The sequence below is a fragment of the Streptomyces sp. NPDC001599 genome (genome assembly GCF_042893535.1).
In the GTDB taxonomy this organism is placed as follows: Bacteria; Actinomycetota; Actinomycetes; order Streptomycetales; family Streptomycetaceae; genus Streptomyces.
Genome location: NZ_JBIAVA010000012.1, coordinates 120,618 through 133,332, shown reverse-complemented (window position 1 = coordinate 133,332; position 12,715 = coordinate 120,618). Strand labels below are relative to the sequence as shown.

At 73.1% G+C, this 12,715-nt stretch carries 9 protein-coding genes; 5 read left to right on the top strand and 4 right to left on the bottom strand.

All coding sequences use genetic code 11. The annotated features are described in order from the left end of the window. Nucleotides 1–4 precede the first annotated feature (4 nt). Together ACFYZ3_RS27870 and ACFYZ3_RS27865 are read right to left on the bottom strand one after the other, a co-directional pair. Nucleotides 5–502, bottom strand: coding sequence for an SUKH-3 domain-containing protein (locus ACFYZ3_RS27870; RefSeq protein ID WP_388523079.1), 498 nt, complete (start codon nt 500–502; stop codon nt 5–7). A 47-nt stretch (nt 503–549) separates the two neighbouring features. Next, nucleotides 550–1,080, bottom strand: coding sequence for a YwqJ-related putative deaminase (locus ACFYZ3_RS27865; RefSeq protein ID WP_003975696.1), 531 nt, complete (start codon nt 1,078–1,080; stop codon nt 550–552). Between the two features lie 293 nt (nt 1,081–1,373). Between ACFYZ3_RS27865 and ACFYZ3_RS27860 the strand changes: the two genes are divergently transcribed. The 3 genes from ACFYZ3_RS27860 (at nt 1,374) to ACFYZ3_RS27850 (ending at nt 6,238) form a co-directional block, all read left to right on the top strand. Further along, a complete protein-coding gene (locus ACFYZ3_RS27860) occupies nt 1,374–2,390 on the top strand; it encodes an SMI1/KNR4 family protein (protein ID WP_361008389.1) in 1,017 nt (338 codons plus the stop codon). A gap of 7 nt (nt 2,391–2,397) precedes the next feature. Beyond that, nucleotides 2,398–5,151, top strand: coding sequence for an SUKH-4 family immunity protein (locus ACFYZ3_RS27855; protein WP_388523075.1), 2,754 nt, complete (start codon nt 2,398–2,400; stop codon nt 5,149–5,151). A 190-nt stretch (nt 5,152–5,341) separates the two neighbouring features. Further along, nucleotides 5,342–6,238 (top strand): cellulose-binding protein, encoded by an 897-nt coding sequence (locus ACFYZ3_RS27850; protein WP_388523072.1) that lies wholly within the window; start codon nt 5,342–5,344, stop codon nt 6,236–6,238. Nucleotides 6,239–6,343: 105 nt separating this feature from the next. Here ACFYZ3_RS27850 and ACFYZ3_RS27845 read toward each other — a convergent pair whose 3' ends face one another. Together ACFYZ3_RS27845 and ACFYZ3_RS27840 are read right to left on the bottom strand one after the other, a co-directional pair. Next, nucleotides 6,344–7,924, bottom strand: coding sequence for a cation acetate symporter (locus tag ACFYZ3_RS27845; RefSeq protein ID WP_388523292.1), 1,581 nt, complete (start codon nt 7,922–7,924; stop codon nt 6,344–6,346). Between the two features lie 26 nt (nt 7,925–7,950). Beyond that, on the bottom strand, nt 7,951–8,394 hold the full coding sequence (locus ACFYZ3_RS27840) for a DUF485 domain-containing protein (RefSeq protein ID WP_388523069.1): 444 nt from the start codon (nt 8,392–8,394) through the stop codon (nt 7,951–7,953). A 481-nt stretch (nt 8,395–8,875) separates the two neighbouring features. Here ACFYZ3_RS27840 and ACFYZ3_RS27835 point away from each other — a divergent pair, with 481 nt between their 5' ends. Further along, nucleotides 8,876–9,664, top strand: a complete 789-nt coding sequence (locus tag ACFYZ3_RS27835) for an ABC transporter ATP-binding protein (RefSeq protein ID WP_003975700.1) — start codon at nt 8,876–8,878, stop codon at nt 9,662–9,664. Further along, nucleotides 9,661–12,228, top strand: a complete 2,568-nt coding sequence (locus ACFYZ3_RS27830; protein ID WP_388523066.1) for an ABC transporter permease — start codon at nt 9,661–9,663, stop codon at nt 12,226–12,228. Before ACFYZ3_RS27835 ends, ACFYZ3_RS27830 begins: the two co-directional genes overlap by 4 nt. Nucleotides 12,229–12,715: the final 487 nt, after the last annotated feature.

Here is a 12,715-nt window from a genome sequence, read left to right as displayed (position 1 = left end):
TGCGTCAGCCGGTTGTGGTGAGGCGGGCGGGCTGGGTGCCGGCGACGAGGGTGGCGAGGGCGGAGTCGATGTCGGGGCCGAGGTACCAGTCGCCGGTGTGGTCCAGGGCGTAGACGCGGCCTTCGGCGTCGATGGCGACGAGGGCCTGGCTGTCGGTCTCGGTGCCGAGCGGGCAGGTCTGGGTGTCGAGGGCGCGGCCGAGGTCGCCGAGGGTGCGGGCCATGTGGAGGCCGTGCAGGGGGTCCAGGTGCAGGGTGGCGGGGGCGATCTGGCGGCCGGGTCCGGTGGGGGCGATGTGCAGGCCGCCGAATTCGGCCCAGGCCTCCACGGCGGCGGGGAAGACGGTGTGGCGGTGTCCCGCGGGTGAGGTGTGTTCGCGCAGGGTGTCGGCCCAGATCTCGGCCTGCTTGATGTCCCAGCGTCCCGGCTGCCAGCCGGCGTCGCGCAGTGCGGCGTCGACGGGGACGGGGAAGCGGGTGGTGGAGGTGCGGTCGGCTTGCATCGGCCCTTGGTTCGTTTCGGTCGGCTGGTTCGGCTCGGTCTGCTCTGTCAGTCCTTCTCCGTGGCGGGGTCGACGACGCGGACGCCGAAGTGTGCGCTGAGGGCGGTGCAGGCGCGGCACGGTGCGGCGAAGGCGCCGTGGAGGGGGTCGCCGTCCTCGCGGATGCGGCGGGTGGTGAGCTTGGCGTGTTTGAGGGCCTTGCGGGCTTCGCCGTTGGTCATGGGTTTTCGTGCGGCGCGTTTGCTGCGGGCGGCGTCGGCGGTGGCCAGGTGCCGTGAGATGAGGATCGTCTCGGCGCAGCGGCCGGTGTAACGGTCTCGTTGGCCGCTGGTGAGGGTGTCGAGGAAGTCCTGCACGAGGTGGTGCAGTGCGGGCGGTGTGTCGGCGCGGGTCGCGGTGCCGGTGAGGGTGGTGCCGCGTACGGAGAGGGCGGCGGCGACGGTCGGGAGTATGCCGTCGCGGCGGTGCCGGAGGGTGGGGGTCTGGAGGGTGTCGGTGCTGCTCCAGCCGATGCGTGGGTCGCCGCCGCGGGGGTCGTCGGACCGCCCGGTGTCGGGTCCCGTCTGTGTCGCACTCATGATCGTCTTCCCCTCCTGAGCATCCCCCCGAAGGTCACAGAGTGCCAAATCCCGGGGCTGCTGCGGAAGCTGGGGCGGGGTGACACGCCCGGGTATGGGCGGTGTGTCACGGGAGGGTGACGGCTGGTCACGGAAGTGGGGGTCCCGCGTGTCGGGTGCGGGGTCCGGTGCCGGTGACCCCTCTCGCCGTACCGCATAGGCTGTCGGCACCGCGCTCGCACGCGGGGAATCCAGACAGTGCAGGCAGATCAGACGGATCTGGCAGCAGACAGACGCCGCAGGGGGCAACCGCCATGACGACAGGTCGGCTCGGGCAAGCAGCCGCGCCGCCGAACGCGGCCTATGCCGGGCAGGTCGTGCATTTCCCGGATCCGGTGCGGGCGGCCCGTCACCCGAGAGGGGTACGGGTGGACGCGGGTGGTTACCCCGAGTTCTCGCCGTACGCCCGTGCGGTCGCGGAGATCGCGGACCCGCCGGAGGGGTTCGGGGTCGACGAGTTGCGGCTCACGGACTACGTGTCGGCGAACGCGGCCCTGTCGGCCTCGGGGCACGAGCTGTGGGACACGGTGCCCGCGGTGGCGACGCCGCACGGCTGGACGTGGCACCACGTGGCCGGTTCGCGGCGCATGGAGCTGGTTCCGGTCGAGGTGAAGGCGCTGCTGCGGCACCACGGCGGGATCTCGACGGCCGTGGTGGACCAGGGCAAGCGCGGCACGCGGCCGTTGCAGGAGACGCGTCCCGTGCACTTCGGTCTGCCGAAGTCGGGTGTGGCCGTCACGGAGCAGCAGGTGCAGGGCGTCGAGGAGGACCTCGGGTACCGGCTGCCGGGCGCATACCGGTCGTTCCTGAAGGCGGCGGGCGGCTGTGCGCCGGTGGGTACGGCGCTCGACGCGGAGCTGGGGCTGCTGGTGGACCAGCCGTTCTTCACGGTGCGTGAGGAGGCGGCGGTCAACGACCTGGTCTATGTGAACAAGTGTCTGCGGGACCATCTGACGAAGGACTACCTGGGCGTCGCGTTCGTCCAGGGCGGTCTGCTCGCGGTGAAGGTGAAGGGCGAGCGGATCGGTTCGGTGTGGTTCTGCGCCTACGACGACGTGCGGGACGTGGACCCGTCGTGGCCGCCGGCGGATCGTGTGGAGCGGCTGCTGCTGCCCTGTGGTGAGGACTTCGACGCGTTCCTGTCGCGGCTGGCGGGTTCCCCGCCGGAGTTGGAGACGGTGGCGAACCTGATGGTGGACGGCGGTTTCGCGCGTGCGGTGCCCGTGACGGCGGCGTCCTCGGCGTCCTCGGCGTCTTCGGTGGGGGAGTGAGCTGACGATGGTGACGTTCGCGCAGGCGCAGGAGCGCGCGGAGGAGTGGGTCAACGGCGAGCTGCCGGCGTACCAGCACCGGGAGGTGCGGGTGCGTGAGTTCGACCTCGGGTTCGTGGTGTGGGCCGAGGACCGTGCGGACGGTCCCCGTTCGGACGGGGGCGCGCAGCGGCTGGTGATCGCCCGGGACAGCGGCGAGGCGACGCTGTGGCCGTCGCTTCCGGTGGGCGAGGTGATCCGCCGGTACGAGGAGGAGTACGGCCGTCCCGAGGAGGCGCAGGCGCCGGCCGCGGCGCCCGCGGCGCGGGTGGACCTGAATCAGACGTCCTTCTTGCTGAGTCCGCCGGAGTGGTTGCAGGAGGCGGCGGACCGGATCGGCATTCCGGATCGCCGCCGGGGCGACGGCGAGGTCGGTGACACCGCAGGCGCGGGTGGCTCCGGTGGTGCGCTTCCGCAGACGCAGGCCGGGGTGCCTTCGGCTCCCGCGGCGTCGGGGCCGTCGCCCGCGGAGGGTTCGTCCGGGAGTGGTGCGGGGTGGCCGGCGGCGGGCTCCGGTTCGTCCGCCGGTGGCTCCGGCGCGGGCGCCTCTGGTGCCCCGAATGCGCCGTATGCGCCCGGTGTGCCGGGTGCGCCCGCCGGGGCGACGCCCTGGGCCGGGACGGACACCAACGCGGACGCCGGTGAGGACCGTTCCGTACCGCTGCCGCAGACCGTGTTCGCGCCGCCGTTGAGCGGTGTCGACGACGACACGCCGCCGCCCTCGACGACGCCGGAGGCCAAGACGGCGCTGATGTCGGGCGGCAGCCGGCTTCCGCCGACGGCGCTCTCGCCGGCGATCGGCGACCCGGACGCGCCGGGCGCACCCGCCGGGGCGGGTGCACCGCCGCCCGCGGCCCCGACTCCGCCCGCGGCCCCGACTCCGCCCCCGGCCCAGCCGCCCGCCGGTCCCGGGGCGCCCGCCACGCCGCCCCGGCCGCTCGCGCCGGACGCCGGGGACATCGCCGACGCCGCGACCAGCAAGGCGACGCCTCCGCCGCGCCGTGGCGGTGGCTCGTCCACGCCGCCTCCGCCGAGCGCCCCGGGTGTGCCGGGCGCGCGACCGGGGAGCGCGTCGGGGCCGTCGGGGCCGCCCGCGCCGGGTGCTCCGGCGGGCGGTTATGTGCCGACGCAGCTGGTGTCGTCGCTCGGTCCCGAGGGCCCGGGCGGCCCGGGCACGCCGCCTCCGCCCAGCGTTCCGGGCACACCGCCCGCGCCGGGTGCGACGCCGCCGCCGAGCGCTCCGGGGACCCCGCCTCCGCCGAGCGCGCCGAACGCGCCGGGTGGGACGCCGCCGGGCGGGATGCACCACGCCGCCACGATGCTGGCCGACCCGGGCCGGACGGGCGGCGGTGCCCCTCAGCCTCCCGGTCCCCCCGGTCCGCCCAATCCCCCTGGCCCGCCCGGGCCTCCCGGTGCCCCCGCCGCTCCAGGGGCGCCCGGTGCTCCGGGTGCGCCGGGCGTGCCTTCGGGTCCCGGTGCGCCACCGCCTCCCCCGGCCGCTCCCGGTGCGCCCGGCGCGCAGGGTTCCGCGGGGGGCGCGGGTGGTGCCGTGCACCACGCGCAGACCGTGCTGGCCGCGCCTTCCCTGGGCGGTCCCGGCGGCATCGGCGCGCCGCCGCCCCCGCCCGGTGCCGTACCGCCCCCGCCCGGTGCCGTACCGCCCCTGCCCGGTGCCGTACCGCCGCCGCCCGGGCAGCCCGTGCCGGGTCAACCGCCGGCGTACGGCTATCCGCCGCAGCCCACCGGTCAGCCGACCGTCGGGCCCGGCTACCAGGCCGTGCTGCGCTACCGCGCCCAGGACGGCTCCGAGCAGCAGCTGATCCGGCGTTCCGCGCCGGGTACGCCGCACCCGGAGTGGCAGATGTTCCACGAGCTGCGCTCCATGAACGTGCCGCCGGACCAGGTCCTCGAGCTGCACACCGAGCTGGAGTCGTGCGAGCTGCCGGGCGCGTACTGCGCGCGGATGATCCGGGAGCAGTGGCCGCAGGCGCGGATCACCTCGATTGCGCCGTACGGCCTGGACCACGCGAGCCGGCAGCAGGGCATGCAGCAACTGCTGGCGCACCAGGGCGAGCTGCACCAGGTGGCCGACGGGCCGGCGCGTCCGGCGCCGGTGCGCGCTCCGCTGCCGCAGGTGCAGCCCGCGCCGCCGGTTCCGCCGGAGGCCGTCGGGCAGGAGCTGGCCGGCGCGTTCGGCCCGGGGGTCTTCCGGTTCGAGCAGGCCGCGGTGTCCCGGCAGGGTGTGCCGCCGGTCGTGGCGCACACGCTGGTGGCCGCGGGGCTGCCGATGGACATGGGGCCGTTCTTCTGGGCGCAGGCCCAGCCGGGGCGGCCGGTGCCGACGCTGGCGGAGCTGGCGGCCGAGCGCGGTGTGCAGCCGGCCTCGGACGCGGGGTCGTACCTCGTCGTGGGCAGCGACTTCGGCCGGGCGATCTGTGTGCAGTACGGCACGGCGGCCATCGTGGCGGTGCCGGTGGAGGCCGGTCCGGGCGGTGCGCCCGTGCCGCCGCAGTTCGTGAACACGGGGCTGCCGGAGTTCGCGCGCTGCCTGGCGCTGCTGGGCCGGATGTGGCGGCTCAGGTTCGGTCTGAACCAGGAGCAGGCGGGCCGCTGGACGGTGGACTTCCAGGCGCAGTTGGCCGCGCTGGACCCGGCGGCGCTCGGTTCGCCGGAGAGCTGGTGGTCCGTGCTGCTCGAGCAGATGTGGGACGGGCTGCTGTGAGGCGTCCGCGCCGCTGACGTACCCGACGGGCGGGGCCCGGTCGACCTGTGAGTCGACCGGGCCCCGCCCGTTTGTGTGCGGTGTGTCGGATTATGTGGGCTTACGTCTGGTCCATAAAGTCGGTCAGGTCCATGTGATGCGGCAGGTTCACCACCAGCGGGACGCACAGGGTGATTGAGGGGTGATGGGCATGAGCGGTGCATCGGCGTCTCCCCACGGTTTCGTGACCGTACGCGGGCGTGAGCGCGGTTACCGTCCGGAGCAGGTCGAGGCGTGTGCCGCGGCCCTCTCCGAGGAGCGCGACGCGGCCTGGGAGCGGGCCGCCCGGCTCACCGTGCTGGCCAGGGAGATGGAAGAGGACCTGGGAGACCTGGAGGAGGTGGTCGCGCAGCTCACCTCGCAGGACTACGGGGTGCTGGGGGAGCGTGCGCGGGAGCTGTTCCGGCTCGGCGAGGAGGAGGCCGCGGCGGTGCGCGAGCGGGCGCGCGGTGCCGCGCAGGGGCTGATGGCGGAGGCGCGGGCGTACGCGGACGGCGTGCGGGAGGCGGCCCGGGCGCACGCCGACGCCGTACGGGCCGAGGCCGACGAACGGGCCCGGCACCTGTTGCTCGCGGCGCGCGCGGAGGCGGACGAGGCGCGGATCGGAGCGCGGCGCGAGGTGAAGGAGGGGCGCGCGGAGGCGTTGTCCGCGCTGCGCGAGATGCGCAGGCGCACCAGTGGGACGGCCGCCGAGCAGAGCAGGGAACTGGCCGAGCGGTGGGCCGCGGCGGAGCGGACCGAGGAGGAGCGCGCGCGGGCTCTGGACGCCCACCACGCGGAGCTGGTGGCGCGCGCGGAGCAGGCAGTGCGCGAGGCGGAGCAGGAGCTGGTCGACGCCCGGGCGGCGGCGGGACGGCGACAGGAGGAGGCCCGGGACCGGGCGGCCGAGGTGGTCGCCGAGGCCCGGGCGCGACGTGAGCGCATCGCCCGCGACACGGAACGGGTGCTGCGCGAGCACGGGGAGCGGTGGGACGAGTTGCAGGCCCACATGGCCTCCGTGCGCAGCAGTCTCCATGCGCTGACGGGGCGTGCGGTGGAGGTGGAGTGACGCCCGTGCCGTGAGGCCTCCGCGTACGGCGCGCCGGACTCCCCCGCCTACGGCGCGCCGGGCTCTCCCGCACACCGCCCGCCGGTCCCGCCGCCTGCCGTGCCGTCAGTCCCCCCTGCGTACCGCGCCCGCCAGGATCCAGCCCTCCACCGCCTCGTAGTGCCGGCGCTGCTCCTGAGCCTTGCGCCGGCCGGAGAGCATCGTGCCGAGCCAGCCGCAGGCGAAGCCCAGCGGGATGGAGACCAGGCCCGTCGTGGTGAAGGGGAACCAGTTGAAGTCGGCCTCGGGGAAGGCGGACACCGGCGAGCCGGAGACCAGGTTGGTGCCCGGCATCAGCACCAGCACGGCCAGCGAGCCCCCGATCAGGGTGCAGAGCAGTCCTGCGCGTGTGTAGCGGCGCCAGAAGAGGCCGTAGACCAGGGCGGGTGCGATGGCCGAGGCGCCCAGGCAGAAGGACAGGGTCACCAGCGGCTGGAGGCTGCGGTGCTGGACGAGAGTGGCCAGGGCGATGGCCGGGATGCCGACGGCGAGGGCGGAGACGCGGGCGAGGGTCATCTCGCGGCGCGGTGACATCTCCTGCACACGGGCGGCGAAGACGTCGTGGGCCAGGGAGTTGGCGCAGGCCAGGATCATGCCGCCGACGGAGGCGAGCAGGGTGAGGAAGACGGCCGTGGTGACGGTCGTGAACAGGAACGTTTCCGCGGTGGAGACCTGTGCGCCGAAGGCCGCCTGCGAGCCCAGCAGGTAGGCGGTGTTGCCCTGCGGGTCGACCCCGGCGACGGCCGCCCGCCCCACCAGCGCCGTCGCACCGAAGCCGATCACCGTGACGACCAGCACGAACAGCGCCACGGCGGACACCGCCCAGGACATCGAGCGGCGCACCTGGCGGGCCGAGGAGGCGGTGTACATGCGCATGGTGACGTGGGGGAGGCAGGCGCCGCCGAGGACGACGGTGAGCTGCGAGGAGATCATGTCCGCGTCCGGGTGGGGGCCGCCCGCGAACTGGAGGCCGGAGTTCAGGAACGCCGACCCCACGCCGCTGTTGTCCGCCGCCGCGTCGAACAGCGCGGCGGGGTCCCAGTCGAAGCGGTGCAGGATCAGCGCGGCGACCACGAGGCCCGAGCCGAGCAGCATCACGATCTTGAGGATCTGGATGAGGGCGGTGCCCTTCATCCCGCCGATCGCCGCGTAACTGATCATCAGCGCGCCCAGGCCGATGATGCAGCCGGTCTGAAGGGCTGCGCCCGAGAAGCCGAGGACGAAGGCGAGCAGTTGGCCGGTGCCCGCGAGCTGCACCAGCATCAGCGGCAGCAGCGCCGCGAGGGTCACGGCGCAGGCCGTCATGCGGACGGCGCGGCCCGGCATCCGGCGGGCGAGAGCGTCGCCCATGGTGAACCGGCCCGCGTTGCGCAGGGGTTCGGCCAGCAGGAACATCAGCAGCATCAGTGACAGCGCGGTGCTCAGCGCCAGGACGACGCCGTCGTGGCCGAAGAGGGCGACGACGCCGCCCGTGCCGAGCACGGACGCCGCCGAGATGTAGTCGCCGGCGATCGCGAGGCCGTTGCGCATGGGGGACAGGGAGCCGTACCCGGTGTAGAACTCGTCGAGGTCGTCCCGGTCCGGGCCGGTCATCACGCACAGCAGCAGCGTGACGGTGGCGACGGCGGTGAAGCCGACCAGGGACATCGTCTGGGCGTTGCCGCTGAACTCCGTCACCGCCCCGCCCCCCGCCGCGCGTCCAGTTCGGCCTCCTTGCGGATGCGGTCCGCGAGCGGGTCGACGCGGCGCCGGGCGGTGTGCTCGTACAGCGCGATCGCCAGCCAGGTGACGGGGAGCTGGGCCAGGGCGAGCAGCAGCCCGGTGGGCAGTCCGCCGGCGGCGGTGCCGGTCATCAGCCCGGGCGCGTACGCGGACAGGAGCAGGAAGAGCGTGAAGTAGCCGAGCGCGGCGAGCGTGGCGGTGCGCCGCTGCCGGCGGTAGGCGCTGCGCAGGATCCGCAGGTCGCTGTGGTGCCCCAACGGGTCGCGGCGGGGCGCGCGGTGGGCTGAGCGGGCGTCTTGGGCGCGTTGGGCGTGTTGGGCTTGGCGCCTCGGGGCGTACGGGGGCGGGGGTGGTGGTGGGCGGTGCGGGTATGACGGGGACGGGTCGTAGGACATCCCGGTTCTCCTTGCGCGGCTGGGGTCCGAGCGGTGGACCGAAGGAGGTGGGGGGCGGGAGCCAGGCACGTTACTCGTGAGTTGGGGAGCACGCTGCGTTTTGGCCGAACTGATCGGTCGGTATGTGCCCGGGTGGACGCTCGGTGCGTCTCAGGGTGGAGAGCGACCCCGAGACCCGCTCCACCGAAGGGTGGACTGCCCCTAGGGGTACCTCCGTACTACGGGTCGGGGAGGGTTCGTACCGACGGAGGACGAGACGGGACCGGTGCCGTCCTTAATCTGGCCTTACGCCGCTGGGGGGCGGTGAACCGGACCCGCGGGGGTGGGGTTTTCCTCAGTAAAAGACTGCGCTGAACACCAGCGCGGCCGGCCCCCGGTTCCGGACAGACTCTTCGAGACAGCAGCGAGGCACCTGCGCGGCGGAACGACCGCCGCGCCGGGCACCGCCGGCTCACTCGATGACCGACATAGGAGACTTGACATGACATCGGCCGTAAGTATTCCCACGCACGGGAGCACTGGAGGGCGTACGGCCGTTGCCGCGCGAGCGCGGCAGGTCGTGAAGGCCTATGGATCGGGCGAGACCCGGGTGGTCGCCCTCGACCATGTGGACGTGGACATCGCGCGCGGCCAGTTCACCGCGATCATGGGCCCCTCGGGGTCCGGCAAGTCCACGCTGATGCACTGCCTGGCCGGCCTGGACACCGTCACCGGCGGGCAGATCTACCTCGACGAGACCGAGATCACCGGTCTGAAGGACAAGAAGCTCACGCAGCTGCGCCGGGACCGGATCGGCTTCATCTTCCAGGCGTTCAACCTGCTCCCGACGCTCAACGCGATCGAGAACATCACGCTGCCCATGGACATCGCCGGCCGCAAGTACGACCGCGCGTGGCTGGACCGCGTCGTGGAGACCGTGGGGCTCGCGGGGCGGCTCAAGCACCGGCCCACCCAGCTCTCCGGCGGCCAGCAGCAGCGGGTCGCGGTGGCCCGGGCCCTGGCCGCCCAGCCCGAGATCATCTTCGGTGACGAGCCGACCGGCAACCTGGACTCGCGCGCCGGTGCCGAGGTGCTCGGCTTCCTGCGCCGGTCGGTCACCGAGCTGGGCCAGACCATCGTGATGGTCACCCACGACCCGGTGGCCGCCAGCTACGCGGACCGGGTGCTGTATCTCGCCGACGGCCGGATCGTCGACGAGATGCACAAGCCCACCGCGGAAGCCGTGCTCGACCGCATGAAGGACTTCGACGCCCGGGGGCGCACGTCATGACCGTCGTGAAGACCTCGATGCGCAACTTCTTCGCGCACAAGGGCCGCATGGCGCTCTCGGCGGTGGCGGTGCTGCTGTCGGTGGCGTTCGTGTGCGGCACCCTGGTGTTCACCGACACGATGAACACCACCTTCGACAAGCTCTTCGCCGTCACCTCCTCCGACGTGACGGTCGCCCCGAAGGACGCCGAGGCCGAGGACACCCCGCAGAACGGGGTGCCCGAGTCGCTGCCGGCGGCCACGCTGGACAAGCTCCGTTCGGTCGACGGCGTGGAGTCCGTCGAGGGCGCGGTCGCCTCGATGAACGTGACCGTCGTCAACTCCGACAACGACAACGTGGGAGCCACCAGCGGCGCCCCGACCATCGCCGGGAACTGGACCAAGAACGACCTGCGGTCCATGGAGATCACCTCGGGCCACGCGCCGCGCGGCCCGACCGAGACGATGGTCGACTCCGACACCGCCGACAAGCACGACCTGAAGATCGGCGACGAGCTGCGCACCATCGCGCAGACCGGCGACTTCAAGGCCAGGATCGTCGGCATCGCCTCCTTCACCGTCACCAACCCCGGTGCCGCGGTCGTCTACTTCGACACCCCCACCGCCCAGCGTGAACTGCTCGGCGGCACGGACCGGTTCAGCCAGTTCAACGTCACCGCGGCGTCCGGTGTGACCGACGCGCAGCTGAAGAAGAACGTCTCCGGAGCCCTCGGAGGCGACACCTTCAAGGTCCAGACGGCCAAGGAGGCGTCCGACGAAGGACGCGAGGACGTCGGCGAGTTCATGGACGTCATCAAGTACGCCATGCTCGGCTTCGCCGGGATCGCGTTCCTGGTCGGCATCTTCCTGATCATCAACACCTTCTCCATGCTGGTCGCCCAGCGCACCCGCGAGATCGGCCTGATGCGGGCCATCGGTTCCTCCCGCCGGCAGGTCAACCGCTCGGTGCTGGTCGAGGCGCTCCTCCTCGGCGTCGTCGGCTCGGTCCTCGGTGTCGCGGCCGGTGTCGGCATCGCCATCGGCCTGATGAAGCTGATGTCGGCGGCGGGCATGAACCTGTCCACCGACGACCTCACCATCAAGACGGCGACCCCCGTGACCGGCCTGATCCTCGGCGTCGTGGTCACCGTCCTGGCCGCATACCTGCCGGCCCGCCGGGCCGGGAAGATCTCCCCGATGGCCGCCCTGCGCGACGCCGGTACCCCGGCCGACGCCAAGGCGGGCTGGATACGCGGCCTGATCGGCCTGGTGCTCACCGGCTCCGGCGTCGCCGCCCTGCTCACGGCCGCCTCCGCCGACAAGGCGAGCGACGGTTCGATGATGCTCGGCGCGGGCATCGTGCTCTCCCTCATCGGCTTCGTCGTCATCGGCCCGCTGCTGGCCGGGTTCGTGGTGCGGGTGATCAGCGCGGTGCTGCTGCGGGCCTTCGGTCCCGTGGGCCGCCTGGCCGAGCGCAACGCCCTGCGCAACCCGCGCCGCACCGGAGCCACCGGCGCCGCCCTGATGATCGGCCTCGCGCTGGTCGCCTGCCTCTCCGTCGTCGGCTCCTCCATGGTCGCCTCGGCCACCAGCGAGCTGGACAAGACGGTCGGCGCGGACTTCATCGTCCAGGGCAACCAGCGGATCGTGCCGCAGGCCGAGAATGCCATGACCGGCACCCCCGGCCTGGAGCACGTCACCCGCTACAAGATGCTCGACGCCACGCTGACCTCGCCCGACGGCAAGACGGACGACGACGGCGTCACGGCCGCCGACCCCACCTACGCCGAGGACGTGCGCCGCGCGACGACCGAGGGCAAGCTCTCCGCCGCCTACGGCACCGACGCCATGTCGGTCGGCTCGGACTACGCCGCGAAGCACGGCGTGCACGTCGGCGACACCGTCTCCGTCGCCTTCAAGGGCGGCGAGACCGCGAAGCTCAAGGTCGCCGCGATCACCAGCGACGACGTGGCCATCGACCAGGGCGCCCGGTACATCAGCATCGAGACGATGGAGAAGTACCTGCCGGCCGAGAACGTCCCGCCGAACACGATCATGTTCGCCAAGGCGAAGGACGGCCAGGCCGACCAGGCGTACGCCGCGCTGAAGAAGTCGCTGGACGCCTACCCGCAGTACCAGGTGGCCGACCAGACCGACTACAAGCAGGAGCTGAAGGACCAGATCGGCCAGCTGCTGAACATGGTGTACGGCCTGCTCGCCCTGGCGATCATCGTCGCCGTCCTCGGTGTGGTGAACACCCTGGCGCTGTCGGTGGTCGAGCGGACCAGGGAGATCGGCCTGATGCGGGCCATCGGCCTCTCCCGCCGCCAGCTGCGCCGCATGATCCGCATGGAGTCCGTGGTCATCGCCCTCTTCGGTGCACTGCTCGGCCTCGGCCTGGGCATGGGCTGGGGCGCCACGGCCCAGAAGCTGCTCGCCCTGGAGGGCCTGAACGTCCTGGACATCCCCTGGCCGACGATCATCGGGGTCTTCATCGGCTCGGCCTTCGTGGGCCTGTTCGCCGCCCTGGTTCCGGCCTTCCGGGCGGGCCGGATGAACGTCCTGAACGCCATCGCGACGGAGTAGCACCCGTCCCGACAGCCACCGCACACGGGGGTTGCGGAGGAGGGGCCCGGCGCCGAAGTCCCAGAGGGGCGGAGGCACCGGGCCCTTTTTGCCATCGCCGAAACCGCCCTGCCACCTCCCACCCCCAATCCGCCCCTCACCGGCGCGCCCGCCTTTCAGCCCCCCGAGCGGTCCGTCCCCCTGCGCGTCCGCCTTCAGCCCCCGGGCCCGTCCGTCCCCCTGCGCGTCCGCCTTTCACCCTCCCCACCCCCCCCGAGCCGCCCCTCACCAGTGCGTCCGTCTTCAGCCCCCCGAGTGGTCCGTCACCCCGGACGTTCGCCTTTCAGCCCACCGAGTCGGGTGGTGGGTGGGCATAGGCCCGGGGGTCCAGGGGGCGGAGCCCCCTGGTACGGCCACCGCGGCGCCGCCCACCACGCACCCGGCGTCGTCCACAGCCCCCAACACACCCGAGCGCAGCGACGTACGCTGGAGACACCCCGGCCCGCAG

Excerpts from the sequence above, each read along its gene's own strand:
- ACFYZ3_RS27870 (WP_388523079.1), bottom strand. The coding sequence starts at position 502 with ATGCAAGCCGACCGCACCTCCACCACCCGCTTCCCCGTCCCCGTCGAC.
- ACFYZ3_RS27865 (WP_003975696.1), bottom strand. The coding sequence starts at position 1,080 with ATGAGTGCGACACAGACGGGACCCGACACCGGGCGGTCCGACGACCCC.
- ACFYZ3_RS27860 (WP_361008389.1), top strand. The coding sequence starts at position 1,374 with ATGACGACAGGTCGGCTCGGGCAAGCAGCCGCGCCGCCGAACGCGGCC.
- ACFYZ3_RS27855 (WP_388523075.1), top strand. The coding sequence starts at position 2,398 with ATGGTGACGTTCGCGCAGGCGCAGGAGCGCGCGGAGGAGTGGGTCAAC.
- ACFYZ3_RS27850 (WP_388523072.1), top strand. The coding sequence starts at position 5,342 with ATGAGCGGTGCATCGGCGTCTCCCCACGGTTTCGTGACCGTACGCGGG.
- ACFYZ3_RS27845 (WP_388523292.1), bottom strand. The coding sequence starts at position 7,924 with ATGTCCCTGGTCGGCTTCACCGCCGTCGCCACCGTCACGCTGCTGCTG.
- ACFYZ3_RS27840 (WP_388523069.1), bottom strand. The coding sequence starts at position 8,394 with ATGTCCTACGACCCGTCCCCGTCATACCCGCACCGCCCACCACCACCC.
- ACFYZ3_RS27835 (WP_003975700.1), top strand. The coding sequence starts at position 8,876 with ATGACATCGGCCGTAAGTATTCCCACGCACGGGAGCACTGGAGGGCGT.
- ACFYZ3_RS27830 (WP_388523066.1), top strand. The coding sequence starts at position 9,661 with ATGACCGTCGTGAAGACCTCGATGCGCAACTTCTTCGCGCACAAGGGC.